The organism is Amycolatopsis sp. NPDC004772, assembly GCF_053601215.1.
Genome location: NZ_JBSGBK010000114.1, coordinates 1 through 24,491 on the forward strand (window position 1 = coordinate 1; position 24,491 = coordinate 24,491).

Annotated in this window: 24 protein-coding genes, 1 rRNA gene and 1 pseudogene; 14 read left to right on the forward strand and 12 right to left on the reverse strand. The window is 72.6% G+C overall.

What is annotated here, in order from left to right; genetic code table 11:
* Positions 1-92: ribosomal RNA gene (rrf, locus tag ACWEF6_RS38880) — 5S ribosomal RNA — on the forward strand; the annotation flags it as partial.
* A gap of 55 nt (positions 93-147) precedes the next feature.
* On the opposite strand, the gene cobF is transcribed toward rrf, so the two are convergent.
* Entirely contained in the window at positions 148-915 is a 768-nt protein-coding gene (cobF, locus tag ACWEF6_RS38885) for a precorrin-6A synthase (deacetylating) (RefSeq protein WP_449687524.1), read from the reverse strand.
* 78 nt (positions 916-993) lie between these two features.
* Here cobF and ACWEF6_RS38890 point away from each other — a divergent pair, with 78 nt between their 5' ends.
* The 3 genes from ACWEF6_RS38890 to ACWEF6_RS38900 are packed head-to-tail and all read left to right on the forward strand — an operon-like array spanning position 994 to position 3,606.
* Positions 994-1,200 carry a heavy-metal-associated domain-containing protein gene (locus ACWEF6_RS38890; protein ID WP_191307862.1) on the forward strand — a complete coding sequence of 69 codons (207 nt, stop codon included), beginning with the start codon at positions 994-996 and terminating at the stop codon, positions 1,198-1,200.
* Positions 1,197-3,269, forward strand: coding sequence for a heavy metal translocating P-type ATPase (locus ACWEF6_RS38895; protein WP_449687525.1), 2,073 nt, complete (start codon positions 1,197-1,199; stop codon positions 3,267-3,269). Before ACWEF6_RS38890 ends, ACWEF6_RS38895 begins: the two co-directional genes overlap by 4 nt.
* A 55-nt stretch (positions 3,270-3,324) precedes the next feature.
* Entirely contained in the window at positions 3,325-3,606 is a 282-nt protein-coding gene (locus ACWEF6_RS38900; RefSeq protein WP_086678475.1) for a metal-sensitive transcriptional regulator, read from the forward strand.
* Here ACWEF6_RS38900 and ACWEF6_RS38905 read toward each other — a convergent pair.
* The 3 genes from ACWEF6_RS38905 to ACWEF6_RS38915 all read right to left on the reverse strand — a co-directional run bounded on the left by ACWEF6_RS38905 (position 3,603) and on the right by ACWEF6_RS38915 (position 6,173).
* Positions 3,603-4,253: a CPBP family intramembrane glutamic endopeptidase gene (locus ACWEF6_RS38905; RefSeq protein ID WP_449687545.1), complete on the reverse strand. Its 651-nt coding sequence runs from the start codon at positions 4,251-4,253 to the stop codon at positions 3,603-3,605. The genes ACWEF6_RS38900 and ACWEF6_RS38905 overlap by 4 nt on opposite strands.
* A 144-nt stretch (positions 4,254-4,397) precedes the next feature.
* Positions 4,398-5,333: a M protein gene (locus tag ACWEF6_RS38910; protein WP_449687526.1), complete on the reverse strand. Its 936-nt coding sequence runs from the start codon at positions 5,331-5,333 to the stop codon at positions 4,398-4,400.
* 120 nt (positions 5,334-5,453) lie between these two features.
* Positions 5,454-6,173 (reverse strand): MgtC/SapB family protein, encoded by a 720-nt coding sequence (locus ACWEF6_RS38915; protein WP_449687527.1) that lies wholly within the window; start codon positions 6,171-6,173, stop codon positions 5,454-5,456.
* 109 nt (positions 6,174-6,282) lie between these two features.
* On the opposite strand from ACWEF6_RS38915, the gene ACWEF6_RS38920 reads away from it, so the two are divergent.
* Complete coding sequence (locus ACWEF6_RS38920; protein WP_449687528.1) at positions 6,283-6,951, forward strand: maleylpyruvate isomerase family mycothiol-dependent enzyme; 669 nt, start codon at positions 6,283-6,285, stop codon at positions 6,949-6,951.
* Between the two features lie 13 nt (positions 6,952-6,964).
* On the opposite strand, the gene ACWEF6_RS38925 is transcribed toward ACWEF6_RS38920, so the two are convergent.
* From ACWEF6_RS38925 to ACWEF6_RS38935, 3 genes are all read right to left on the reverse strand, one after another.
* The gene (locus tag ACWEF6_RS38925; RefSeq protein ID WP_449687529.1) at positions 6,965-8,299 is read right to left on the reverse strand and encodes a copper resistance CopC/CopD family protein; all 1,335 of its coding nucleotides are present in this window, start codon (positions 8,297-8,299) and stop codon (positions 6,965-6,967) included.
* On the reverse strand, positions 8,296-8,868 hold the full coding sequence (locus ACWEF6_RS38930) for a hypothetical protein (RefSeq protein ID WP_449687530.1): 573 nt from the start codon (positions 8,866-8,868) through the stop codon (positions 8,296-8,298). The genes ACWEF6_RS38925 and ACWEF6_RS38930 overlap by 4 nt, the downstream gene beginning before the upstream one ends.
* Before the next feature lie 120 nt (positions 8,869-8,988).
* Entirely contained in the window at positions 8,989-9,678 is a 690-nt protein-coding gene (locus ACWEF6_RS38935) for a winged helix-turn-helix transcriptional regulator (RefSeq protein WP_449687531.1), read from the reverse strand.
* A 220-nt stretch (positions 9,679-9,898) separates the two neighbouring features.
* Here ACWEF6_RS38935 and ACWEF6_RS38940 point away from each other — a divergent pair, with 220 nt between their 5' ends.
* From ACWEF6_RS38940 to ACWEF6_RS38950, 3 genes are all read left to right on the forward strand, one after another.
* Complete coding sequence (locus ACWEF6_RS38940) at positions 9,899-12,196, forward strand: TOMM precursor leader peptide-binding protein (RefSeq protein ID WP_449687532.1); 2,298 nt, start codon at positions 9,899-9,901, stop codon at positions 12,194-12,196.
* A gap of 51 nt (positions 12,197-12,247) precedes the next feature.
* Positions 12,248-13,678: a SagB/ThcOx family dehydrogenase gene (locus ACWEF6_RS38945; RefSeq protein ID WP_449687534.1), complete on the forward strand. Its 1,431-nt coding sequence runs from the start codon at positions 12,248-12,250 to the stop codon at positions 13,676-13,678.
* Between the two features lie 99 nt (positions 13,679-13,777).
* A complete protein-coding gene (locus ACWEF6_RS38950) occupies positions 13,778-14,920 on the forward strand; it encodes a sensor histidine kinase (protein ID WP_449687535.1) in 1,143 nt (380 codons plus the stop codon).
* A gap of 16 nt (positions 14,921-14,936) precedes the next feature.
* Here ACWEF6_RS38950 and ACWEF6_RS38955 read toward each other — a convergent pair whose 3' ends face one another.
* Positions 14,937-15,542, reverse strand: coding sequence for a response regulator transcription factor (locus ACWEF6_RS38955; RefSeq protein ID WP_449687536.1), 606 nt, complete (start codon positions 15,540-15,542; stop codon positions 14,937-14,939).
* A gap of 174 nt (positions 15,543-15,716) precedes the next feature.
* Positions 15,717-16,463 (reverse strand): helix-turn-helix domain-containing protein, encoded by a 747-nt coding sequence (locus tag ACWEF6_RS38960; protein WP_449687537.1) that lies wholly within the window; start codon positions 16,461-16,463, stop codon positions 15,717-15,719.
* A gap of 456 nt (positions 16,464-16,919) precedes the next feature.
* Here ACWEF6_RS38960 and ACWEF6_RS38965 point away from each other — a divergent pair, with 456 nt between their 5' ends.
* Positions 16,920-17,117, forward strand: a complete 198-nt coding sequence (locus ACWEF6_RS38965) for a hypothetical protein (RefSeq protein WP_449687538.1) — start codon at positions 16,920-16,922, stop codon at positions 17,115-17,117.
* A gap of 308 nt (positions 17,118-17,425) precedes the next feature.
* Positions 17,426-18,031, forward strand: coding sequence for a response regulator transcription factor (locus ACWEF6_RS38970; protein WP_449687539.1), 606 nt, complete (start codon positions 17,426-17,428; stop codon positions 18,029-18,031).
* Between the two features lie 27 nt (positions 18,032-18,058).
* Here ACWEF6_RS38970 and ACWEF6_RS38975 read toward each other — a convergent pair whose 3' ends face one another.
* Both ACWEF6_RS38975 and ACWEF6_RS38980 read right to left on the reverse strand, forming a co-directional pair.
* Complete coding sequence (locus ACWEF6_RS38975; protein ID WP_449687540.1) at positions 18,059-20,407, reverse strand: sensor histidine kinase; 2,349 nt, start codon at positions 20,405-20,407, stop codon at positions 18,059-18,061.
* Between the two features lie 91 nt (positions 20,408-20,498).
* Positions 20,499-21,059 (reverse strand): DUF899 family protein, encoded by a 561-nt coding sequence (locus ACWEF6_RS38980; protein WP_449687541.1) that lies wholly within the window; start codon positions 21,057-21,059, stop codon positions 20,499-20,501.
* 251 nt (positions 21,060-21,310) lie between these two features.
* Between ACWEF6_RS38980 and ACWEF6_RS38985 the strand changes: the two genes are divergently transcribed.
* Positions 21,311-21,931: an L-threonylcarbamoyladenylate synthase gene (locus tag ACWEF6_RS38985; protein ID WP_449687542.1), complete on the forward strand. Its 621-nt coding sequence runs from the start codon at positions 21,311-21,313 to the stop codon at positions 21,929-21,931.
* Here ACWEF6_RS38985 and ACWEF6_RS38990 read toward each other — a convergent pair whose 3' ends face one another.
* Positions 21,932-22,633, reverse strand: coding sequence for a maleylpyruvate isomerase family mycothiol-dependent enzyme (locus ACWEF6_RS38990; RefSeq protein WP_449687543.1), 702 nt, complete (start codon positions 22,631-22,633; stop codon positions 21,932-21,934).
* Positions 22,634-22,766: 133 nt separating this feature from the next.
* Between ACWEF6_RS38990 and ACWEF6_RS38995 the strand changes: the two genes are divergently transcribed.
* The 3 genes and pseudogenes from ACWEF6_RS38995 to ACWEF6_RS39005 all read left to right on the forward strand — a co-directional run.
* A complete protein-coding gene (locus ACWEF6_RS38995; protein WP_449687544.1) occupies positions 22,767-23,162 on the forward strand; it encodes a YciI family protein in 396 nt (131 codons plus the stop codon).
* A complete protein-coding gene (locus ACWEF6_RS39000) occupies positions 23,159-24,385 on the forward strand; it encodes an RNA polymerase sigma factor (protein ID WP_310972071.1) in 1,227 nt (408 codons plus the stop codon). The genes ACWEF6_RS38995 and ACWEF6_RS39000 overlap by 4 nt, the downstream gene beginning before the upstream one ends.
* A gap of 9 nt (positions 24,386-24,394) precedes the next feature.
* Positions 24,395-24,491, forward strand: a pseudogene (locus tag ACWEF6_RS39005) (TetR/AcrR family transcriptional regulator); the annotation flags it as partial.

Below are 24,491 nucleotides of genomic sequence, written 5' to 3' on the forward strand. Positions count from 1 at the left end.
CGCCCGGTCCCATTCCGAACCCGGAAGCTAAGCCTGACAGCGCCGATGGTACTGCAACCGAAGGGTTGTGGGAGAGTAGGACACCGCCGAACTTACTTGAACGGAAGGCCCCGGTCGAGAACCCCACGGTTCTCCCGGGGCCTTCCGCTATTCCCGGGCCGGCCGCCGGAGCAGGTACGTGTCCATGATCCAGCCGCGCCGCTCCCGCGCCTCCGCCCGCACCTCACGGATGTGCGCCGCCAGCGCCGGGGTGAGCGGACCGGACAGCAGGATCTCGTCCGGCGTGCCGATGTAAGCGCCCCAGAAGATGTGCAGGCCCTCCGACGTGAAGCGGTCGAACGTCGTGTGGGCGTCCAGCAGCACGAACACGTCGTCGACGCCCTCCGGCCAGCCCGTCGCCAATCGGCGGCCGGTCGTCAGCTGGACCGCGCGGCCGATCTGGTTCATCGTCGTCCGGTGCCGGGCCACCAGCGCCGAGATGCTGCTGATGCCCGGGACGACCTCGTACTCGAACTCCACGTTCCCCCGGGCCAGCACCGCCTCGATCAGCGCGATCGTGCTGTCGTACAGCGACGGGTCGCCCCACACCAGGAAGGCGCCGGATTCGGCGGGCCCCAGTTCCGAGCGGATCAGGTCCTCGTACACGGCCGCGCGGGCCGCGTGCCAGTCGGCGACCGCGGCCCGGTAGTCCGCCGGGGCCCGGTCGCGGGGCGGGTCCTCCGCCAGCACCACGCGGTAGCCCGGGCGCGTGACGAACCGGTCCAGGATCTCCTGCCGCAATCGGACCAGGTCGCTCTTCTCCGCCCCCTTGTCGAGCACGAAGAACACGTCGACGCGGTTGAGCCGGTCGATGGCCTGCACCGTCAGGTGCTCCGGGTCGCCGGCGCCGATCCCGATCGCGTAGATCTTCCGCATGCCGGGAGTGTGCCGGGGGCGATCGGTGAACCCCTACCCCCGATGGGTATAAAGGAAGGAGAGCGAAAGGAGCGGGAGATGGCCGAAGCGACCTACACCGTCGAGGGCATGACCTGCGGGCACTGCGCCACCTCGGTCCGCGAGGAGGTCTCCGAGATCGACGGCGTCCAAAGCGTGGACGTCGACGTCGAGAGCGGCCGCGTGACCGTGACCAGCGACGCGCCGCTGACCACTGACGCGGTCGCCGCCGCCGTCACCGAGGCCGGCTACCGCCTGGTCGCGTGAACTCCACCGAGGTGCCGGCCGCGGCCCGCGTCGAGCTCGCCATCGGCGGGATGACGTGCGCGTCCTGCGCGGCTCGCGTCGAGCGGAAGCTCAACAAGGTCGACGGCGTGACCGCGACGGTCAACTACGCCACCGAGAAAGCCCAGGTCAGCTACCCGAGCGGGCTGTCAGTCGACGACCTGAAGGCCGTCGTCGAAGCCGCCGGCTACTCGGCACGGTTGCCCGAGCCCCAGGCGCCGGATGACACACGCGAGCTGCGCAAACGTTTGCTGGTGTCTGCCTCGCTCACTGTCCCGCTGGTCGTCGTCGCGATGGTCCCCGCCTGGCAGTCCGCGGCCTGGCCGTGGGTGTCGCTCGTCCTCGCCGCCCCGGTCGTGACCTGGGGCGCGTGGCCGTTCCATCGCGCCGCCGCGGTCAACCTGCGGCACGCCACCGCCACGATGGACACGCTGATCTCACTCGGCGTCGTCGCTTCCGTGGCCTGGTCGCTGTACGCGCTCGTTTTCGGTGACGGCCACCACCACCTGTACTTCGAGGTGGCCGCCGCGGTCACCACGTTCATCCTGGCCGGCCGCCACTTCGAGACGCGGTCGAAGCGCCGGGCCGGCGCCGCCCTCCGCGCCCTCATGGACCTCGGGGCGAAGGACGTCACCGTGCTCCTCGACGGCGAAGAGCACCTCGTCCCGATCAAGGACTTGCCGGTCGGTGCCGTCTTCGTGGCCCGGCCCGGCGAGAAGATCGCCACCGACGGCGTGGTCACCGAAGGCGGGTCGGCGGTCGACACCAGCATGCTGACCGGCGAGTCGGTCCCGGTCGAGGTCGGTCCGGGCGACGCGGTCACCGGTGCCACCGTCAACGTCGGCGGGCGGCTGCTCGTGCGCGCCACGCGCGTCGGCGCGGACACCCGGCTGGCGCAGATGGCGCGGCTCGTCGAGTCGGCGCAAAACGGCAAGGCCGAGGTCCAGCGCCTGGCCGATCGCGTCTCGGCGGTGTTCGTCCCGGCGGTCGTCTTCGCCGCGCTGGCGACCCTCGTCGGCTGGCTGGCGACCGGTAACTCGGCGGACGCGGCGTTCACCGCGGCCGTGGCCGTGCTGATCATCGCCTGCCCGTGCGCGCTCGGCCTCGCGACGCCGACGGCACTGCTCGTCGGCACCGGCCGCGGTGCGCAGCTGGGCATCCTGATCAAGGGGCCCGAGGTGCTCGAGTCGACCCGGCGCGTCGACACCGTCGTGCTCGACAAGACCGGCACCGTCACCACCGGCCGGATGACGCTCGTCGAGGGCGACGGCGAGGTGCTCCGGCTCGCGGGCGCCGTCGAGGCCGCTTCCGAACACCCGATCGGCCGCGCCATCGCCGACGCCGCCCGCGAGCGCTTCGGCGCCTTGCCCGCCGTCACCGAATTCCGCAGCACGCCAGGTGTCGGCGTGGCAGGGGTGGTCGAAGGACGCGTCGTCAGCGTCGGGCGGGCGCCGGGTGGCGACGTGACCACGGTCGGGGTGACCTGGGACGGCGAGCTGCACGGGACGCTGGCCGTCGCCGACACGATCAAGCCGACGTCCGCGCGGGCCGTCGCCGAACTGCGGCAACTCGGCCTGGAGCCGATCCTGCTGACCGGTGACAACGCGGGCGTGGCGCGGGCGATCGCCGCCGAAGCCGGGATCGGCGAGATCGTCGCCGAGGTGCTGCCCGAGGGCAAGGTCGACGTCGTCAAGCGGCTGCAGGCGGAGGGCCGCGTGGTGGCGATGGTCGGTGACGGCGTCAACGACGCGGCCGCGCTCGCGCAGGCCGACCTGGGCCTGGCGATGGGTACGGGCGCCGACGCGGCCATCGAAGCCGGCGACCTGACGCTGGTGCGGGGAGACCTGCGGGCCGCGGCCGACGCGATCCGGCTGGCCCGCCGCACCCTCGCCACGATCAAGGGGAACCTGTTCTGGGCGTTCGCCTACAACGTGGCGGCGCTGCCGCTCGCGGCGCTCGGCCTGCTCGACCCGATGATCGCGGGGGCGGCGATGGCCTGCTCGTCGGCCTTCGTGGTGAGCAACAGCCTGCGGTTGCGCCGGTTCCGCTGACACCCCGGGAGGGTATAGTCGGGGTGAGGAATGCCGACGACGGGACAGGTGGGCGATGACGGGTTACGGCACCGAGCGGGAAGCCTATCTGAAGCGCCTGCGCCGGATCGAGGGTCAGATCCGCGGGCTGCAGCGCATGGTCGAGCAGGACAAGTACTGCATCGACATCCTGACCCAGGTCTCCGCGGCGACGAAGGCGTTGCAGTCGTTCTCGCTCGAACTGCTCGACGAGCACCTGGCCACCTGCGTCGTCCAGGCGGCCGCGGCGGGCGGCGAGGAAGCCGATCTGAAGGTCCGGGAAGCTTCGGACGCCATCGCGCGGCTGGTGCGGTCCTAGCGGACCAGCACGGCCAGGGTGAGGCCGCCCGCGTTCGTCGTGAAGTGCACGAACACCGACGCGAGCACGCCCCGGCCGAGGTGGCGCCACCAGTGCAGGAAGATCCCGGCGACGCCCGCCGCGGCCATCGCCAGCACCTGCAGCACCACCACCGGCGTCGAGCCGAACACGGCGTGCACGGCGGCGTTGCGGCCGATGGCGAGGGCCGGCAGCGCGTGCCAGAGCCCGAACAGCGCGGCCGAGCCCAGGATCGGCGGCCAGCGCCACCGGTCGTCGTCCGCGCCGAACAGACCGGGCAGCACACCGCGGAACGCGACCTCCTCGATCAGGACCGTGCCGAACAGGATCCGGCCGCAGGTCAGCCACAGCAGCTGCGCGAAATCGGGGTCGCCGACGCGGCCGTCCTGGTAGACCGTGCGCAGCGACGGCACGGCCAGCGCGATCCCGAAGACGACCGCCACCGAAGCCGCGCCGGCCAGGCCGGCGAGCGCGGGACGCCGGAGCCGGCTCAGCCCCAGGTCCGTCCACGAGCAGCCGGCCGCCCGGCCCAGCGCGACCAGCACGAGCGCCGCCACCAGCCCGCACACCGGGTACGCCCAGCCGGGCAGCACGCGGTTGGCCAGCGTGGTCGACGCGGCGAGCGTCATGACCGCGGCGACCAGCGCGAACACCCGCCGCGGGGGGAACGGCGCGGCTCCGGTCAAGGACCGGCTCCCGCGGTCCCGGTGAAGCCGCCGTGGGGACTGCCGACCGTCACGACGTCCTGACCTGCGCCGATGCCGCGGCGCAGGTCAACCTACCGCGTCGGTGAGGTCGTCCGCCGGTGACCGGCGCTGGATCGGCACTCTTTTCGACATCGGCAGGGTGGCTTCCGGGTCGAACGACGCGGGACGGTCGTCGAGGGCGACGGCCGCGTCGGCCAGCAACGCCCGGCAGCCCGTCAGGCTCGCCTTAAGCTTGTCGCGGACCTCCGCGAGGGCCGTGACCTCGCGTTGCGCCGCCTCGACCAGGGATTCGCCGTGCTCGGTCGCGTCGGTGACCAGCTTCTCGGCCTTCTCCCGGGCCGCGGCCAGCTCGGTTTCCGCGGTCGTGACCAGGGTTTCGCCGTGTTGCCGCGCTTCGGCGACCAGCTGGCCGGCCTTCGCTCGGGCGGCCGCAGACTGCTCGGCCAGCTCGCGCATCGCGTCGGCGCGGCGCACCGTCATCGCGCGGGTGTGGTCCTCTTCCAGCTGGGCACGGCGGTGTGCCGCGGCCTCGTCGAGTTCCTTGCGACGCTGCTCGGCCGCGCGCAGGAGTTCCTCGTGCTCGGCGCGCTGCCGCTCGCGTTCGGCCTCCGCCTCGGCGACCAGCCGGCGTTCCTTCTCCGTGAGCCGGACGGCCTCCGCCTCGGCCTCCCGGCGGATCCTCTCCGCGGTTTCCGTTGCCGCCGCGGTGATTTCGGCCGCTTCCTCGCGGGTCAGCTCGATCATCCGGCGGGAGCGCTCCTGCAGGGCGTCCGCGGGGATCGGGGTCATGCTGATCCGGTCGATCTTGACCCGCAGCTCGTGGTTCTCCTCGGCGAGCGCGGTCCCGCGGCGCCGCGCGGAGTCCCGCTCCGTGGTGAGTCTGCGGATCTCGGCCTCGGCCCACGCGACGTACTCCGCGACCTGGGCGCGGTGAAAACCGCGCCACGCCAGGTCGAATCCGGGCTGCGTGTTCGCCACGTCCTCGCCGCCGCCGGGGGCCATGCCTCACCTCCGAATTGGATGGTTTCTCCTGGGCCGCACGTTTTCCTTGCGGCACCGGGGGTTTCCGTGTGCACCCCAGTGTGCCGCAAACCCGCCTCCGCGCGCTGCCCGGGCGGCCGATCATTCGTCGAGCGGTTCTCCGAGACCGGTGGACGTGCTCCGGACGGCGGGCAGCTCGGCCAGTTCGGCGGCCAGGTCGTAGAGATCACCGCGGCCGTCCAGGCGCAGCGTCACGACCGCGATCCGTTGCCCCTCTTCGGAAACGGATTCGTGGTCGACCTCGACGTGGTGCACCGCCCACCCGCGCCCGGTGCACACGGCCAGCGCCGCGCGCAGCACGCCGTGGCCGTCGAGGTAGCTCAGCCGGACCACCGGTGGTTCCCGGCGGTGCCGGGCCACGAACCGCTGCAGCGGCGGGAAGCCCCGGGTCACCACGAAATGCCCGATCGTCGTGCCGGCCGCGAGCACCGGCAGCCCGGCCCCGCACGCCGTGCCGACCGCGGCGGTCAGCCAGATCGTCGCCGCCGTGGTCAGCCCGCGCACCGCGTCCCGGCGGACGAAGATCAGCCCGCCGCCGATGAAGCCGATGCCGGAAACGATCTGGGCGGCGATCCGCGACGGGTCGAGCGAGACGTGCTCGAAGCCGAGCAGATCGGCGAAGCCGTACTTCGACACCAGCATGAACACGGCCGAGCCGACGCCGACCAGGCTGTGCGTCCGCAGCCCGGCGGCCTTCATGCCGGCCTCGCGTTCGAGCCCGATGGCGACGCTCAGCACGAGTGCGAGCAGGACCGGCGGCAGCAGGCTCCACTGGGCCGACGTGGACCACAGGGTGGGCAAGTTCGTGACCTCCAGGGTTTCCGGTGGCCGGCAAGCGGGGAGAACCGCGGCGCCGTCACCTGGGCATACTGGGCCGGACGCCCCCGATCGTGCCAGGCGAGGAGGACTCGTGACAGCGAGCCTGCCGGTTCCGGACTTCGTGGCCTACCGCGCCGTGCGCCGCGGCGTCCGCGACCTGCTCGGGGGACGGCCCGGCGCGGGATTCCACCGGGTCCCGGCGTGTCCGGAGTGGACTGTCACGGACCTGCTCGGCCACCTCACGGCGATCGCCGGGCGGGTCCTGGCGCGCCACGGCGGCGGCCCGGTGTCGTCGGCCGGGGCTGTGGCGGTGCCGGAGCTGCTCGACCACTGGGACGACGTCGGCGAGGAGCTCGACCGGCGGCTCGAGGACGCGGGCGGGCGCAGTGGCGCGGTGATGGTGATGGACGCCTACACCCACGAGCTGGACCTGTGCGCGGCCCTCGGCGTCGCGCCGCCGGAGGACCACGCGGCCGAGGCGCCGAGCTTCGAAGTGCTGGTCAGCGGACTGTCCGGCGCGATCACGGCACGCCGGTTGCCGTCGCTGCGGCTGTGCACGACGTCGGGTGCGGAGTGGACGGCAGGTGCCGGCCGTCCGGCGGCGACGGTGACCGCGCCCACCCACGACCTCTACCGCTCCCTGGCCGGACGACGGTCCCTTGCCCAGCTCGCGGCCCTGGCCTGGAGCACGGCGCCCGAGCCGTGGCTGCCCGCGTTCGGCTGGGGGCCGTTCGCGCCGCCCGCCCGGCCGGGCGTCTGACGGGCGGCGGGGCTCAGCCGGACGGCGGGGTGACCGTCAGGAGGGCGGCCAGGGCCAGCACCACGACGCTGAGCAGCACCTCCACCACCACAGCCTGGCGCAGGCGGCGCAGGTCCGCCGTCACCGTCTTCGTCGCGCCTTCCGGCGGTGCCGCCGGGGTCTGGCTCCGGCGCACCGCCCGGCGGGAGCGGCTCGCCACCGCCAGCAGCACCGCGAAGCCCGCGATCTTCAGCAGGACCAGCAGGCCGAACCGGGTCGTCCAGAGGGACGGCAGCGACGGCATGATGCGCAGCGCCAGCACGGCGCCGCTGACCGCGATGGCCGTCACCGCTCCGCCCGCGATGCGGGAAAAGCGCGTCGCCACGGGAACCAGGTCCTCGTCGGCCGCCGGGCGGTGGAGGCACAGGGCCAGCTGGGCCAGGCCGCCCGCCCAGACGGCGATCGCGCCGAAGTGCACCAGGTCCGCCGAGACCGAGACGAACATGATCGGGTCGGTGACCGGGTGGCCGGTGGCCGAGAACGTCAGCAGCACGAGGAAGCCGGTCACCACGGCCAGGTTCTCGTAGCGGGAGCGCAGCCGTTCCGGCAGGTCCGGCCGCAGCAGCCGGGGCAGCAGCAGCGCCAGCACGGCCACCGCGGCCAGCCGGAGCAGCAACAGCTTCCCGTAGGCGACGCGCAGGGTGTCCGCCAGCAGCCGGGTCTCGAACACCGCTTCGAGGTTCCGCCCGGCCGCGTACGGGCCCTGCAGCACGAACGCCGCGACGGTCGTCGCCGCGACGAGGCCGGCGCCCCAGCGCAGCAGCCGCCGGGAACGGGGGTCGGCGCGGGCCGCCGGACGGCACAGCACCACGAACGCCAGCCCGCCGAGCAGCACGACTCCGAGGTAGGCCAGCCAGCGCACGCCCGTCGACACGGCGTCGACGGCCGCGTCGGTGCCGGTCGCCGCCGACACCGCGCCGGCCGACGTCACCAGCGGCCCGGTGCCCACCACGAACGCGAAGGTGCCGCGCACCGGGTGGGAGTCGGCCGAGACGAAGGCGTATTCGACCAGGTAGCTGCCGTCCGGCAGGCCCGGCTTCAGCCGCACCGCGAGCTGCTCGGCGACGTCGCCGGGCTGGAACACCGGCCCGGTGTCGGCCTGCGTGCCCGCGAGGTCGACGACCTTGATCGACCCGGGCTGGATCCCGACGTTCTCCGAAAGGGTGACCGACACCAGGGGCGGCGCCGCGCTCAGGCGGGCGCCGTCCCCCGGGGCCGACGAGACGATCTCGACGTGAGCCGAGGCCGGGACGGCGCCGAGCACCAGCCAGCCGGTGAGGAAGGCCAGCAGGGCCAGCGCTCGCTTCACGACGCGGCGAGGGCGGCCTTCGGCAGCCCGCAGACGCAGCCGCTCAGCTCGTGCTCGGCGACCGAGGCCCGCCGGTGCAGGACGACCGCGACGATCATCGGGATGGTGACGATCGTGTTGTAGAACAGGTGCAGCTCCACCCGCGGCACGAGCAGCTGGATGATGCTCGTGGGCACCTTCTGCCCGGCCAGCCGCCAGCCCGACTGCGCCTGGATGAACAGCAGCAGGTGCTCGATGTGGTGCCAGAACTGGATGGCGAGCGCGAGGTTCCACCACTGCCGCGACCGGCCGGCGAAGCCGTATCGCAGGATCCACAGGAACACCAGCATCACGAGCGCGTAGCCGTAGTGCAGCCATTCCTGCGAAATGAGCCACGGGAACGGCATCCCGAGCACTCCCCGCGCCCGCGAGGTGGGCCACCCGAACCCGTAGATCTGCACGGCTTGGACGATGTGCTCGGCCCAGTGGGCCAGCACGATCACCATGAACACGGCGAGGGCCCGGTTGTGGTACTTCCCGTTGAGCGTCCCCAGGAAGCCGGCCGGCCGAACGAACTCGGAGGTCGACATGCAAGTGCCCCTTCTCGAAGGACCGAATCTCGGCTTTCCGACGATAAAGCTCCCGGCGGTCCGATCCGTTACTCCGGATTGCCCATTTCGCCCGCCCGGCCGGCCGCACCCCGGGGCGGCTCAGTGCAGGGTGAGGCCGTCGGAGAGCTCCGGCTTCGGGGGGATCCGGAACAGCTTGGTGAACAGCTCCAGGTGCGCGAACTCGCCTTCGATCCTCACCCGGCCGGACGCGATCGCCTCGGCCGCGGTCAGGTTGCCGTTGAACAGGTCGATCAGCACCGGCCCCTGCGGCTCGATGACGATGTCCGCCGAGGGGTGGTCGCCGCTGCTCACCTTCAGCGTTCCGTCGTCGATCATGGCGTGGACGATCAGCGAGTCGCTGTGGCGCACCACGTACGTCACGTGCACGCCGCGCGCGGCTTCCTCCTGAAACGTCGTGTAGAGCGAGAGGATGGCGGCGTCGGTGGTGAAGACGTCGTCGCCCTTCGGGTGGCCGAGCGAGCGCGCGCCCCACAGCCCGAGGTCCAGCAGGATGTGGTCCAGTTCGCTGCCGTACTCGGTGAGCTCGTAGACCAGGCCGGCGTCGAGCTGCGGCAGGACGCGGCGGCGGACGACGCCGGCCTGCTCCAGCTCGTTGAGCCGGGACGACAGGATGCTCGCCGGGATGCGGGGCAGGCCTCGCTGCAGGTCCGTGAAGCGCTTCGGGCCGAGGATCAGGTCGCGGATGACGAGCATGGACCACCGCTCGCCGATGATTTCGAGAGCACGCGCCAGTCCGCAGAACTGTCCGTAGGTGCGTGTGGTCGTCATACTCGGTCCTCACTGTGGGTCGCATCGGACGCTCGGGATCCAGGTTGACGACCCGCTCGGCCGCCGGGCCAGTGCGGTGTGCACGCCTTCGCTGTGGAATTCACGGGAAATGTCGTGCGTTTCGCATCCCGGGCAGGTGTGCCGCGCACTGGCCGCAGGTCCGGCCGCCGGAGAAGAATCCGGGTTCTCGGATTGTGCGCACCGGCGGCAGGGAGTTGAAATGAGCGGATCGGCCGTGCACCCCGCCTTCCACCCGTCGACGTCGCACGCGCGCGGCCGCGTGCTCGGCTTCAAACGGCACCTGCGCGCCGAGGTCAGCAACGGCAACGGCGCCTACCTGTTCTCCGAACGCGGGGTCATCGCGATACGGGGCGCCCGCATCGAATCGCTCGCGCCGCTGCTGGACGGGACGTGGGAACTGGCCGACGTGCTCGGTGCGCGGCCGGACGGGATGGCGCCCGAGGAGGTCGCGGCGCTGGTGGCCCAGCTCGTCGAGGCGGGCCTGGTGGCCGTGCGCGAGGCGGCCGGGCCCGGGGCCGACGAACGGGAGCTCGCCTTCTGGGACGCGTGCGGCATCGACGCCGGCGAGGTCGCGGCCGGCGACACCCGCGGCAGCATCCGGCTGATCGCGGTCGGCGAGGACGTCGACACGCGGCCCGTCGAGGAGGCGCTGGCGGGCGCGGCCCTCGACGTCGTCGGCGGGACCGGCGAGCCCGACCTGAGCGTGGTGCTGTGCACCGACTACCTCGACCCGCGGCTGGGCGAAGTCGACGCCGAGCACCGCCGCACCGGACGGCCGTGGCTGCTGGCGCGCCCGTTCGGCGCCCAGGTCTGGATCGGGCCGGTGCTGCGGCCGCACGAGTCGGCGTGCTGGCTGTGCCTGACCAACCGGCTGTGGGCCCACCGGCACGCCGAAGCGTGCGCCCAGGAGGTCCTCGGTCACGTCGGCCCCGCGCGCCACCCCGCCGCCGCCCTGCCGCCGCTCACCGCGGCGGCGGCCCACCTGGTGGCGCTGGAGGCCAGCAAGTGGCTGGCCGGCTACCGCCACCGCGGCCAGGAGAGCGTCTGGGTGCTCGACACCCTCAGCCTGCAGGGCGAGCTGCACGAGCTGCGCCGCCGCCCGCAGTGCCCCGGCTGCGGGGACGCCACGCTCGTGACCCAGCGGTCCGCCCGGCCGATCGAGCTGCGGGAGGCCCGGAAGGCCACCTCGGGCGGCGGGGGGCACCGCACCGCGACGCCGGCCCAGATGCTCGAGCGGTACCGGCACCTCGTCAGCCCGGTCACCGGGATCGTGAAGGCGGTCCGGCCCGACCCGGCGGCGCCGCCGTTCGTCAACGCCTACCGGTCGGGGACGAACATCGCCCGCGCCCTCACCGGCGTCGTCGGGCTGCAGGCCGGGCTGCGCGGGGAGAACGGCGGCAAGGGCGTCAGCCCCCTCGACGCCGAGGTCGGCGCGCTCTGCGAAGCGGCGGAGCGCTTCTCCGGCAACTTCCAGGGTGACGAACTGCGGATCCGGGCCTCGTTCGACGACCTCGGCGCGGAGGCGGTCCACCCCAACGACTGCATGCTGTTCGCCGAGCGGCAGTACCGGGAGCGCGCGGGCTGGAACGCGGCGCACGGACTGTTCCAGCACGTCGGCGCGCCCTTCGGCACCTCGGCCGTGATCGACTGGACCCCGGTGTGGACGCTGGCGGGCCGGCGCCGCCTCCTGCCGACCGGGTTCCTGTACTACGGCGCGCCCACCGGTTGCGGGATCCGCGGCCTGCGCTCGGACTCCAACGGCGCGGCGGCCGGCAGCAGCCTCGAGGACGCCATCCTGCAAGGCACCCTGGAGCTCGTCGAACGGGACGCCGTCGCGTTGTGGTGGTACAACCGGACGCCGGTGCCGGGGGTGGATCTCGCGTCCTTCGGCGACCCGTGGCTGGAGGAGATGATCGGCGGCTACGCGGGCATCGGCCGCGAGCTGTGGGCGCTCGACGTGACGTCGGACCTCGGCGTCCCGGTGGTCGTGGCACTCTCGCGGCGCACCGACGGGCCGCACGAGCACGTCATCTTCGGCTTCGGGGCCCACCTCGACCCGCGGATCGCCCTCCGCCGCGCGATCACCGAGCTGAACCAGATGATCCCCGACGTGCTCCAGTTCGGACACGAGATCGACGACCCGGACGCGGCCCGCTGGCTCCGGTACGCGACGGTCGCCAACCAGCCGTACCTCCGGCCCGCCGCGGGCGTGCGGATGCGCGTCCCGGCGGACTTCCGGTTCGTCCACCGCCCGGACGTGCGCGACGACGTGGTGGCGCTGGGCCGGACGCTGGCGGCGGCCGGCACGGAACTGCTCGTGCTCGACCAGACCCGGCCCGACGTGGGGATCCCGGTCGTCAAGGTGCTCGCGCCGGGGCTGCGGCCGTTCTGGGCCCGCTACGCGCCCGGACGACTGTTCGACGTTCCGGTGCGGCTGGGCAGGCTCGCCGAGCCGACGCCGTACGAGCGGCTCAATCCCTTCCCCATCTTCCTCTAGCACCCTGGAGTGCTCCGGAAGAGCACTTCACCCCTCGCGTAGGAGCACCCGTTGACCGCCGACAGCCCGGAGGGACGCGCCGAAACGATCCGGTTGCTGTCCCTGACCGAGGACACCCTGCTCGAAGCCGCGGACGACGGGACGCTCGTCGCCGTCACGTGGTGGGGGGAGTACGAGTTCCCCGGCACGCCCGAGGAAGTCCGCGCGTCGCTCGACCGGATGGTGCTCGGCCCGGTGACCATGGCCAACCTGGCCGTGGCCGGCCCGGACGAGTCGCGGGTGTCGCTGCGGAAGGTGCTCGCCCGGCTCTCCGGTTCGGTGGTGCACTCCCTCGCGCTCAACGACGGCCACGGGCCGTTGCTGTCGGCGATCCCGGTGACGCAGAACCCCGCGTTCCCGGTCGGCCCGCTGCCGGCGGCGCGGCGCGTCCGGCTCTCGCGGTTCACCTCGCTGCGCGCCGACGGTGACACGCTGCTCGCCGAGTCGGCGGGAGCGCGGTACAAGGTCGCCTTGTCCAGCTCGCCCGCCGTGGTGATCGCGTCGTCGCTGGCCGCGCCGAGAACGGTCGACGAGCTGGCCGGGACGGCCGGGGTGCCCTCGGCCGTCGTGGCCGACGTCCTGTCCTTCCTGGTCGCCGCCGGGGTGGTGCTGCTCGCCCGGCCCGACGGCGGGTTCGCCGAGTCCGGCGGGCCCGACCTCGGTGTCTGGTCGCCGGACGACCTGCTGTTCCACACCCGCAGCCGGACCTGGCAGAAGGGGGCGGCGCCGGATCCGGACGCGGCTCGCGAGCTGCGCGAGCCGCCCGTGGTCAAGCAGGTCACCGCGGGGCCGACGTTCCCGCTGTACCGGCCGGACCCGGCCGTGCTGGCGGCCGGGGACCCGACGCTGACCAGCCTGCTCGAGCGCGACCACACCCGCCCGGAGTTCAGCGAGCGCGCCCTGCAGGCGCGGCAGATCGGCGAGTTCCTGTTCCGGGCGGCCCGGGTCCGCTCGGTCGGCCCGGCGCACCTGCCCGGCGGCCCGGCGCACGAGGCGTCGCAACGGCCGTACTTCAGCGTCGCCTGCCTGTACGAGCTCGAGATCTACGTCGGCATCAACCGCTGCGACGACCTGACCCGCGGGATCTACCACTACGACCCGCTGTGGCACACACTCACCCTGATCAACGACGACCTCCCGGTCCTGGACGGCCTGCTGGACATGGCGATGGTCGCCGCGGGCGGCCACGCCCGGCCGTCGGTGCTGCTGACGATGACGGCCCGCATGTCGCGGATCGCCTGGGTCCTCGGCGGGGCGGCGTACGCCACGACCCTGCTCCACGTCGGGGCGCTGCAGCAGGTGTTCTCCCTCGCCGCGAAGGCCATGGGGCTGACCGCGCACGCCGTGCCCGTGGACGCCGGCGACCGCGTCGACCGGGCGCTGAAGCTGGAGTGGCCCGCCGAGGTCAGCGTCGGCGAATGTGTCCTGAACTTGCCCGGGTGAGCCTGCGGCCGGAACGCCCGGATCGCGGTTCCGGCTGTTAGATTTGCCGGGCGGACGTCTGGGGAGCTTCCGCGAGGGGGCAACTGGGGAGGCGCAGCGGTGGATTCGGCAGCGAAACCGGCCGGTCCGGCGGGCCGCCCGTTCCCGCTGCGGCCGGGCCGGGTCGCGCACGCCGGCGGCTGCGTCGCCATCGGGCTGCTCTGTCTCCTCACCTCGCTGCCGGAGGCGGCGGACCGGGCGGTGGTCCTGGCCGCCTGCGGGTGCGGCGGGGCGCTGGTCCTGGTCCACCTGGCCGCGTTCGGGGGCGGACGCACCCGGTTCCGTGGCACCGCGCTGGCGCTGCAGGCCGTGCTGGGCCTGGCCCCGGTGCTGGAGTTCGGCGCGGCATGGGCCGAGTTCAGCTGTTTCTTCCTGGGCAGCCTGCCGCTGGTGGCCCGGCTGCGCGTCGCCGTCCCGGTGCTGGTGCTCGTGACGGCCGGGGCCGGGGCACTGGTCGCCGGGCCGGCGGCCGTCGCGGACGGCCTGCGAGCCGCGTTGCTCACCGCGGTGACGGCCTTCGCGGTGTTCGGGCTCGCGTGGCTCGCCGGGGCGGCCGCCCTGGACGAGGACGGCAGGCGGGAGATCGCCGCCCAGGTGGTCGCCGAGGAACGCCGCCGGTTCTCCCGGGACACCCACGACCTGCTCGGCCTGAGCCTCTCGGCGATCACGCTCAGGGTGGAGCTGATCCGGCGCCTGGTCGACGACCACCCGCAGGCCGCGCAGGCCGAGCTGGCCGAACTGCTCACGATCTCCCGCAAGGCGCTGGCGGACGTCCGGGCGATCGCGGCGGGGTCCCGGGAGATGTCGCTCGCGGAGGAGTGCCGGTCCGCCGCCTCGGTGCTGCGGGCGGCGGGCATCACGGTCGGCTTCGACGGGCAACTGCCGGCCGACCTGCCGTCGCCGGTGGCGACGACCTTGGCGGCGGTCCTGCGCGAGAGCGTCACGAACGTCATCCGGCACAGCAAGGCCGCCTGGTGCGACTTCTCGGTCGTGGCGGTGGCGGGCGCGGTGCGGCTGCAGGTGGCCAACGACGGGGTCCCGCCCGCCGGCGAAGACCCGCCCGCGGGCGAGAACCGCGGCTCCGGGCTGCGGAACCTCACCTACCGCGTGGAAGCCCTCGGCGGCGAGCTGTCGGTGGGGGTGCGGCCGGACGGGACGCACCGGCTGAGCGCGGTCGTCCCGCTGCGGGCACCGGCCTGGTGAACGGCGTCCGGAGCCGTTACAGCCATTCGGCTTCGGTGGCGATCCGGATCGCGTGGACCCGGTTGCGCGCGTTCAGCTTCGTCACGGACGCGGCCAGGTAGTTGCGGACCGTTCCGGGCGACAGGAACAGGTCCGCGGCGATGTCGGCCACGTTGCGGCCGCGGGCGGCCAGCGAAAGGATCTCCAGCTCGCGGGGGGTGAGCGGGCAGTCGTCGGCTTCCCAGGCGGACAGGGCGAGCTCGCTGTCGATGACGCGGCGGCCGACGGCCACCGAGCGGACCGCGTTCGCCAGCTTGTCCGAAGGCGCGTCCTTCAGCAGGAAGCCGTTCACCTTGGCGTCCAGGGCGCGGCGGACGGTGCCCGGCCGGCCGAGGCTGGTGAGGATCAGGGTGTGGCAGTCCGGGAGGCTTTCGTGGATCTCGGTGGCCGCCGTCAGACCGTCCTTCCCGGGCAGATCGATGTCGATGACGGCGACGTCCGGATGGGCCGCCTTCGCCGCGGGGAGGATCTCGTCGCCGGAATCGACTTCCGCGACCACTTCGATGTCGGATTCGAGGTTGAGCAAGGCGACGAGCGCGCCGCGGACCATATCCATGTCCTCGGCAAGCAAAACTCTGATCACGGTGTGACCTCACTTCCCCCAGCGGGATGTCTCCCCGTGAGAATGGTACGCCACCGGATCCCGCCGGAAGGCAATTTCCGCCGCCCGGAATGCCGGCGATCGGCGCCGTCCCCACGACGCGCGATCGCCGGCCGGAAGCCCGGCGTGACCGCCTTCCCCGGTTCGGCGGACTGTTCAGACCGCCACGGGCCGCCGGCCGGCCGACGGCCGCAGGTCCGGCAGCGCCAGCAGCACCGGCGGGTCGAAGCTGTGGCGCGGCCGCAGCCGTACGTCGGCCAGCACGGCGGTGACCCCGCGGTGCACCGGCACCGGGCCGGTGAGGCCGGTATAGGGCCGTGGTCCGCGGTCGTCGTCGTAGCCGGCGGCGAAGGTGTGGGCGATGACGTACCAGGCGCCGGGCGGCACGTCGGCCAGCGCGTACGGTCCCGGCCCGGACAGGATCGCGTACCGCGCGGGACGGCCTTCGGTGATCTTCGCCGGGAACAAGCCGACGAATACGGGGCCGGCGGTCCCGTACGGGCAGCGGACGTTCCCGCGCAGCGTGCTGCCCGAGGGGGCCTGGTCAGCGCGTTCGGGGACCCGCGGCGGCAGGCCCCTGGTCTGCCGGTAGCCGCTCGGCGACAGCCCCACGCTGCCGCTGAAGCGGGCGCTGAAGGTGCCGACGCTGTTGTAGCCGACCTGGTGGCTGATGTTGGCCACGGAGATGCTCGTCGTCGCGAGCAGCCGTTTGGCCTCGGCCAGCCGCAGCGCCGACAGGAACCGGCCGGGGGAAAGCCCGGTCGCCCGCAGGAACACACGGGTGAAGTGGAACTTGCTGAACATGGCGGCCCGGGCGAGGTCGTCGACGGTGAGCCGGTCGCCCAGGTGGTCCCGCATGGTCGTGATGGCGCGCGCCATGGCCTGTCGTACGACCTCGTCCATGGTGGCCCTCCTCCCGTCGCCTGGCGTCGGTAGCCGCGTTCCCCGGTGAAACGCGTGGCCGCCGGCGGAATGCTTGTCGAAAAGAACTCTAGGTCGGACGCTGTCTACTTCTTAAGTGCTCAGTGCACCATTCCGGATGGGTTTCGCACGGGCCGGACATGCGTTTTGCATATGGCTCGCCTACCGCGGTTTGCGGCGGCCCGGCCGGGTATGTCCTCCGATGGATGGCCGTGCGTTCCCGTCGCGTATCGCGGCGGCGCGAACGCGAAAAGTGAGCGAAACGGCGTTATCCGGTCGTTCGCTGCCCTCTGTTACTCCATTCGGGCGCAGTCGCCGGACTGCGCGGAGCAGACATAAAGCACATATCCCCGGTGATGTGGACACTGGTTCCCGGCGGTCCGCGAGTGGACTATTTATGGCACGTGAAGCTTTCTACTTCGCCACTGGGAGATCTCAATGTCCGCACGTATTTCCGCTGACGTCCGCGCGCTTTTCGTCGACCTGGGAGTCGAGGTCGAAGACGCCGATTCGATCGAGACCGGCCTCGTGATCGACTGTTTCGAACAATGGGGAAGCCGCGTCGACTCGAGGGTGTGCTTCTCCATCTGCGGGCCGAACCTCGAAGCGCTGCGCGACGTGGAACTCGCCGCCTGAGCCCGTTTCGGCTGCCGTCCACACTGGTCCGGGCCTGAGGGAGCCGGTCTCCCGGGTGCATTCGCCCCGGAGGCCGGCTCCCTCGGCGTGCGCCTGGCGTCCACTGGCGACAGTCGATGGGAAAATTTCCCACCATGCACCTATGCTTTGCTACCTCCGGTAGTCGTCCGAGCGCGTCCTGTTGTATTCGGATCGAATTGCTTCGAGGTCCACGTGCATTTTCCGAGGTGAACCCTCTTGGACCAACCGGGAGTCCCGCGGAAATGTTTAACTGAGGCCCTGGGGAGTTGTGAAGGCGGAGGCGCCTCGTGATCAAAGTGCTCGTGGCCGAAGACATGCACATAGTCCGGAGCGCGCTCGTGGCGCTGTTGCGGCTGGAGCCCGACATCGAGGTGGTGGCCGAAGTCGCTTCCGGGACCGAGATCCTTCCCGCGGCCCGGGCCAGCGAAGCGCACGTCGCCATCATCGACATCGACCTGCCGGGCAAGGACGGCCTCACCGCGGCCGGTGAGCTGCGCGAGCAGCTGCCGTGCTGCCGCACCCTCATCCTCACCGGCCTGGGCCGTCCGGGCACGCTCAGGCGCGCGCTGGACGCGCGGGTGAGCGGGTTCCTGCTGAAGGACGCGCCGCCGGGCGAACTGGCCCACGCGGTCCGCGGCGTCGCGGCCGGACGGCGGATGGTGGACGGTGACCTGGCCCTGGCGGCCTGGGACAGCGACGACTGCCCGCTGACCGGCCGCGAGCTCGACGTGCTGCGGCTGACCTCGCAGGGGTACGGGACGGTCGAGGTGGCGGCCCGGCTGTACCTGTCGGCGGGCACGGTGCGCAACTACCTGACGACGGTGGTGTCGAAGCTGGGGGCCCGCAACCGGGTGGACGCGATCCGGCGGGCCCAGGAGTCCGGCTGGATCTGAAGCGCCGGTCGCCCGGGAAACCGGCTCTCAGACGGGTACCACGGCGCGCAACCGGAACCGGCCGTCGTCCACCACACCGGCGGTGAGCTCGCCGCCGAGGTCGGCCACCCGGTGGGACAGGTTGCCGATGCCGCTGCCCGACGCGGTGCCGGGCCGCGCGGCTCCGTCGTCCGCCGGATCGGCCGGGGTGACCGGGCGCGGGCCGGACCGCTCGACGCCGTCGTTGACGATCTCGAGGCTGACTCCGCCGTCGACCCGGTGCAGGGCGATCTCGCAGGTCTCCACCCGGCTGTGCCGGAGCACGTTCGTGATGCCCTCCCTCAGCACCACCGCCAGTACCGTGCGGACCGGCGCGGGCAGCTCGTCCTGGAGCATCTCCATCCGGACCCGGACGTCGGCGGCGGCGAGCACGGAGCGGGCCGAGCGGGACTCGCTGTCCAGGGACAGCTCCCGGTAGCCGCTGGCCACCGAGCGCACGTCGGAGAGAGCCTGCCTGGTCAGGCCCAGGGTCTCGACCAGCTCCTGGGCCGCCCGGTCGCGGTCCAGTGGCAGCACCCTGGCCGTCAGCTCGCTCTTGAGCGCGATCGCCGAGAGGCTCATGCCGAGCAGGTCGTGCAGGTCGCGGCCGAAGCGCAGGCGCTCCTCGGCGACCGCGGTCTCGGCCAGCCGCCGCCGGCTGTGGTTGAGCTCGGCGACCAGCCGGACCAGCCACAGCATGCCGAACACGATGAGCCCGACCATCACCGTGCCGGCGGAGAACGCCACCGCGTAGAGGGCGTCATCGCCGGCCTGCCCTGCGACGTACTGGAGCCAGAGGTAGAACCCGGCGTTCGCGGCGAAGACCAGCCAGCCGGCGACCGGGGGCAGGACCAGCAACGCGCAGCCCATGAGCAGCGACGGCCAGCTCACCCAGTCCCGTTGCAGCGGCAGCATCGGGAGGTAGATCAGGCAGGCCTGGACGAACAGCATCGCGATGCTCTGGCCCGAGCGCAGCCGGGTGGAGGGGCGGTTGAAGTAGGCGAACTGCAGGGTCAGCAGCGCCGTCAAGGACCCGGCGACGAGCGCGATGTGCCAGCCGTTCGTGGTCAGCAGGAGCGCGTGCACGACGGCCATGAGGCCGAACAGGGTGAAGATGACCGGCAGGAGCACCCGGACCCGCCTCGACTCCGCGTCGGCCGGCTCGGTGGCGTCGTCGGTGGACGGCGGCTCGACCCGGTCCGGCAGCGGCAGCTCGACGAGCAGCCGGAACCGGCCGTCCTCGCCGATACCGCTGCGCACGGTGCCGCCCAGCGCGGCCACCTCGTCCGGCAGCCGGGCGAGCAGCTCGGACTCCGTGGGCAGGTCGTCGGGGCCCACGCCGTCGTTGACGATCTCCAGCGACACCCGGCCGTGCCGCTGCTGGACCGCGATTTCGCAGTGTTCGACGTCGCTGTGGCGCAGGACGTCGGTGACGCCCTCCTGCAGCACCTTGGCGAGCAGGGTGCGCGCCTGGACCGGCAGGTCGCCCTGGTCCAGGTGGATCCGCACGGCGATGTCGGAGGCGGTCAGCAGCGACTGGGCGGTGCGGAACTCCTTCTCGAGCGACACGCGGTAGCCGTGGGACACCGCGCGGACGTCGGAGAGCGTGCGCTGCGCGATGGCGGTGATCTCGGCCAGCTCGGCCTGGGCCTGCTCGCTCGACTTGCGCATCAGGCGGTGCACCAGCTCACCCTTGAGGGCGATGGCCGAGAGGCTCATGCCGAGCAGGTCGTGCAGGTCCCTGGCGAAGGCCAGGCGCTGCTCGGCGACCGCGCGGCGGGCGAGCTCGGTCCGGGCCAGGTGCAGCTCGCGGATCATCCGGGCGACCAGAGGAAGCTTGGCGAAGACCAGGCTGTACGCGGCGACGCCGAGGACGGTGTAAACCGACTCCAGCGGAGTGTCGTAGCGCAGCTCGATCCACAGCACCGCGGCGATGTTGAGGCCGAAGAGGGGCCACGCGAACCAGGCGGGCAGCACCAGCACCACCGCGCCGCCGAAGAAGACCGGCATCGCCGCCCACATGGCGTCGAAGGTCAAGACCGGCACGTAGCCCAGCAGGGCCAGCACGACCAGCAGGACCCGGCTGGTCGTCGTGTCGAGGCGGACCGACGGCCTGCTGAAGTGGAGCAACTGGATGGCGAGGAGCAGCGCGACCGCGAGGATGGCGTAACCGGCCGCGACCGGGCTCACCGACTGGGGGATGAGGTCGGCGAGCAGCACGGCCCCGAAGCCGGCGACGACCACGGTGATGAGCGAGCCGGCGAGGTAGGTCGCCAGCTTGGGCCGCCGGTCGACCGCGCTCGTACCCCAGGGCACGGAAAGGGCGCCCGAGCGGTTCGAGTCGACGACCGGAGACATGCGCAACGGTCCTCCGGTGTCGTGGCGTTGCACGGAGTGGGTTCGGTGACCCGGGCTGAGCTCGGTCTGCATGCTTCCGGACAATCCTATCTCATCCTGTCGGCTCGTATTGCCAATCCGGCCCGAAGCAGGCCGCCCCTGTACTGCACGTAACCGTTGTCACCAAGCCATTCGGCCGTGACTGTGGCCGGATCGGCACAGTCGGTGAAGAGCGGCCGTGCCGCCGTGCGTCCGGCTCCGGCCGAACGTCCGGTCCGCTTCGCCAGCCGCGGCCCCGGCCCCGCGCGACACCGGCCGGCGCGAGGAAATCCAGGTACGGCACCGCGATCGAGCCGGTGTGCAGCACGGATCGCCCGTCCTGGGTGAAGAAGCTCAGGCCGGGATCGTCGTCGTCGTGCTCGGCGGGGCCGGTGCCCTCGAGGCGGCGCGTCGCCGGGAAGTCCGCGGCGAACCCGGTGTCCGGCGCCGGATACCCCGGCAGGTTCCCCCCGGAGTGCCTGCGGTACTGCTCGCTCTTCGTGTCGGGGGCGTGGGAAACGATTACCCGGCGGGTGTCCCGGGTGTACAGCGCGGCCGAAAGCTCTCCGGCGGAGGGCCGGCTGCGATCGGGGACGGTGTGGTGCACCACGAGCCGTCGATGCCCGTCGAACAACTCGGCCAGGGTGACCGTGCCCGCGGGCCCGGCGAACCGGTACGCCCCGGCCGGCCCGGGGTGGGGCCTGCCGGGTCAGGCCGGGCAGCGCCAGTTCGGTCATGATCGCCTCCGGGGTGCGGTGTGCCGGTGCCCACCGCGCATTCTGCTCCCGGACGCCGGGCCGGGTCACCGGTTCGTGAGCGGGCAGAGCAAGATCGGAGACGCGGGCCGCCGGGCGCGGCCGCGGGCCGGGCCCTAGGCTCGCGGCCATGGCGAAGTACTTCGACGTGCACCCGGACAACCCCCAGCGGCGCGCCATCGGCCAGATCGCGGACCTGGTGCGGCACGACGGGCTGATCGCCTACCCGACCGACTCGTGTTACGCGCTCGGGTGCCGGCTCGACAACCCCGAGGGCCTCGACCGCATCCGGGCGATCCGCAAGCTCGACCGGCGGCACCACTTCACGCTGGTCTGCCAGGACTTCGGGCAGCTGGGCCAGTTCGTGCACGTGGACAACGCGGTCTTCCGGGCGATCAAGGCGGCGACGCCGGGCAGCTACACGTTCATCCTGCCGGCCACCAAAGAAGTGCCGCGGCGGCTGATGCACGACAAGAAGAAGACCGTCGGCGTCCGCATCCCGGCACACGTGGTCACCCAGGCGCTGCTGGCCGAACTGGGCGAACCGCTGGTGTCCAGCACGCTGCTGCTGCCGGACGTGCCGGAACCGCTGACGCAGGGCTGGGAGATCAAGGACGAGCTCGACCACGTGCTCGACGCGGTCGTGGACTCCGGTGACTGCGGGGTCGAGCCGACCACGGTGGTCGACTTCTCCTCGGGGGAGGCGGAGATCGTCCGCCGCGGCGCGGGCGACCCGGACCGCTTCGCCTGATCAGTCCGGTTCGGCCGTCCACAGTGGATTTCTGTGCTGCTGCACCAGCTCCAGCCATCGGCGGGCGCGCGGCCCGGTGGCTTCGACGGCCAGCCCGGCGGCCGGGCGACGGCCGGTGAACAGCAGGCAGAAGTCTTCGGCACGGCCGGAGATCCGGTCCGCCGCGTCGGCGGGGCCGAATTCCCAGAGCGTCCCCGACGGCGCGGTCAGCTCGAACCGGAGCAGCCCGGCGGGCGGCCCGCCGTGCCCGGCGTAGACGTCGCCGCTGGTGCGGACGCCGTAGTAGGCGACGTGGCCGATGGCGTCGTCGCGCGGGAGCCGGGCACCGAGCACATCGGCGATGTCCTGGCCGCGGGCGAACAGGACCGTCGACAGCGCCGCCGCCAGCAGGGACGGCCGCAGCGGGCCACCGGGCCACGGGACGTCCCCGGCCGCGGTGGCCAGCAGCTCGACGGCCTTGCGGTGTTCCGAACGCCAGGCGAGCACGGCGTCGCCGAGCAGGCCGGCGTCGGTGATCCGGGGAGCGGTCCCGGTCCCGGTGCCCTCCACGGCCAGGACGACCCGCCGCGCGACGACCGTCAGTTCGGCGAGGTGGGCGGCGACCGCGCGGGCGGACGGCAGCGGCAAGGCTCCCGCGTGGGCGTGCACCAGGTCCGCGAGGGCGTCCGCCCCGGCCTCCAGATCGGCGTACACGTCGGACATGGTTGCGGCCTCCGCGGCTGATCGGCACTGAGGTGTCGATGCTGCTCCCGGGCCGCCGCCGCGGGCGACTCGCGGGTTGCGGTCCCGGATCGGCTATGTTCGGGACCGGCAAGGCCGGATCCGGGGAGGACACGTGAAGTACCTGCTGGCGATGCACATGAACCCCGACGTCTGGGAGGCGCTGTCCGAGCAGGACAGGGACGAGGTGATGAGCGGCCACGGCGAGTTCATCCGCCGGATCCGGGAGTCAGGGGAAATGATCAGCACCCAGGCCCTCGACGCCCCGGCCCGCAGCGCCGTCGTCCGGGTGACCGACGGGGTCCCGGCGGTGACCGACGGGCCGTTCATCGAGTCGAAGGAGTTCCTGGCCGGGTTCTACCTGGTCGAGTGCGCCTCGCCCGAGCGCGCCCACGAGGTGGCCGCGATGATCCCGGACGCCGGGATCAAGGGGCTCGGCATCGAGGTCCGGCCGGTGGTGTTCTTCGCCGACGCCGACGCCGAAACCGAATCCGGGTTCACCGGCGGGTGAGCGCGTCCGTCGGGGAGCGCCTGCGGCCGCTGGTGCCCCAGGTGCTCGGTGCGCTCGTGCGTCGGTACGGCCAGTTCGACGCGTGCGAAGACGCCGTCCAGGAGGCACTGCTCGCCGCGTCGCAGCAGTGGCCCGCCGACGGCGTGCCGGACAACCCGTATGGCTGGCTCGTCGCCGTCGCGACCCGGCGGCTCACCGACCACTGGCGCAGCGAAAGCGCGCGGCGGCGGCGGGAGGAGTCCGTCGCGGTCCGCGAGCCGGTGGTGGCGCCCGGGCCGGACGACGACCGGCCGTCCGACGAGGACGACTCGCTCACCCTGCTCTTCCTCTGCTGCCACCCGGCGGTCTCCCCGCCCTCGCAGGTCGCGCTGACGCTGCGCGCGGTCGGCGGGCTGACCACGGCGCAGATCGCCAAGGCCTTCCTCGTGCCCGAAGCCACCATGACCCGGCGCATCACGCGGGCGAAGGAAAGCATCGCGGCGGCAGGCTCGACGTTCGGCGAACCGGACCCGGCCGACCGCGCGGAGCGGCTCCGGGTCGTGCTGCAGGTGCTGTACCTGATCTTCAACGAGGGCTACGCGGCCACGTCCGGGACGGACCTCCAGGCACCCGAGCTGGCGCGCGAAGCGATCCGCCTGACCCGCGGAGTGCACGCGCTGCTGCCGGACGACGGCGAGGTGGCGGGCCTGCTCGCACTGATGCTGCTGACGGACGCACGCCGGCCTGCGCGGGTCGGTCCCGAAGGCGAACTGGTCCCGCTCGCCGAGCAGGACCGCGGGCGGTGGGATCGGGCGATGATCGCCGAGGGCGCCGGCCTGGTCCGCCGTACGCTGGGCCGCCACCCGGTCGGCCCGTACCAGGTGCAGGCGGCCATCGCCGCGCTGCACGACGAAGCGCCCAGCGCGGAGACCACGGACTGGCCGCAGATCGTCCAGCTCTACGCGGTGCTCCAGGAGCTCGCGCCGAGCCCGGTGGTCACGCTGAACCAGGCGATCGCGATCGCGATGGCGGAGGGGCCGGAACGGGGGCTGGAGCTGCTGGCCACCCTGGCGGACGACAGCCGGATGAAGCAGAGCCACCGCCTCGACGCGACCCGGGCCCACCTGCTGGATTTGGCCGGCGACCACGAAGCCGCCCGAACCCACTACCGCCGCGCGGCGGAGGCGACCGCGAGCCGGCCCGAGCAGCGTTATCTGCTGGGGCGGGCTGATCGGCTGGGGTGACTCGCGCGCGTGGCCGGGGTGAACCAGCAGCTGATCTCGTACTACTTCGACGGCAAGGAAGGCCTGTACCGGGCGATGTCGGAGGGGTGGGGACAGCGGCAGAGCG

What these genes read in the sequence shown, in the direction of transcription:
- ACWEF6_RS38905 (WP_449687545.1), bottom strand. Translation starts at nt 4,253, where the DNA reads ATGACGCTCGCCGCGTCGACCACGCTGGCCAACCGCGTGCTGCCCGGC.
- ACWEF6_RS38935 (WP_449687531.1), bottom strand. Translation starts at nt 9,678, where the DNA reads ATGACGACCACACGCACCTACGGACAGTTCTGCGGACTGGCGCGTGCT.
- ACWEF6_RS38960 (WP_449687537.1), bottom strand. Translation starts at nt 16,463, where the DNA reads ATGGACGAGGTCGTACGACAGGCCATGGCGCGCGCCATCACGACCATG.
- ACWEF6_RS38975 (WP_449687540.1), bottom strand. Translation starts at nt 20,407, where the DNA reads ATGTCTCCGGTCGTCGACTCGAACCGCTCGGGCGCCCTTTCCGTGCCC.
- ACWEF6_RS38965 (WP_449687538.1), top strand. Translation starts at nt 16,920, where the DNA reads ATGTCCGCACGTATTTCCGCTGACGTCCGCGCGCTTTTCGTCGACCTG.
- ACWEF6_RS38930 (WP_449687530.1), bottom strand. Translation starts at nt 8,868, where the DNA reads ATGTCGACCTCCGAGTTCGTTCGGCCGGCCGGCTTCCTGGGGACGCTC.
- ACWEF6_RS38990 (WP_449687543.1), bottom strand. Translation starts at nt 22,633, where the DNA reads ATGTCCGACGTGTACGCCGATCTGGAGGCCGGGGCGGACGCCCTCGCG.
- ACWEF6_RS38940 (WP_449687532.1), top strand. Translation starts at nt 9,899, where the DNA reads ATGAGCGGATCGGCCGTGCACCCCGCCTTCCACCCGTCGACGTCGCAC.
- ACWEF6_RS38890 (WP_191307862.1), top strand. Translation starts at nt 994, where the DNA reads ATGGCCGAAGCGACCTACACCGTCGAGGGCATGACCTGCGGGCACTGC.
- ACWEF6_RS38985 (WP_449687542.1), top strand. Translation starts at nt 21,311, where the DNA reads ATGGCGAAGTACTTCGACGTGCACCCGGACAACCCCCAGCGGCGCGCC.
- ACWEF6_RS38910 (WP_449687526.1), bottom strand. Translation starts at nt 5,333, where the DNA reads ATGGCCCCCGGCGGCGGCGAGGACGTGGCGAACACGCAGCCCGGATTC.
- cobF (WP_449687524.1), bottom strand. Translation starts at nt 915, where the DNA reads ATGCGGAAGATCTACGCGATCGGGATCGGCGCCGGCGACCCGGAGCAC.
- ACWEF6_RS38900 (WP_086678475.1), top strand. Translation starts at nt 3,325, where the DNA reads ATGACGGGTTACGGCACCGAGCGGGAAGCCTATCTGAAGCGCCTGCGC.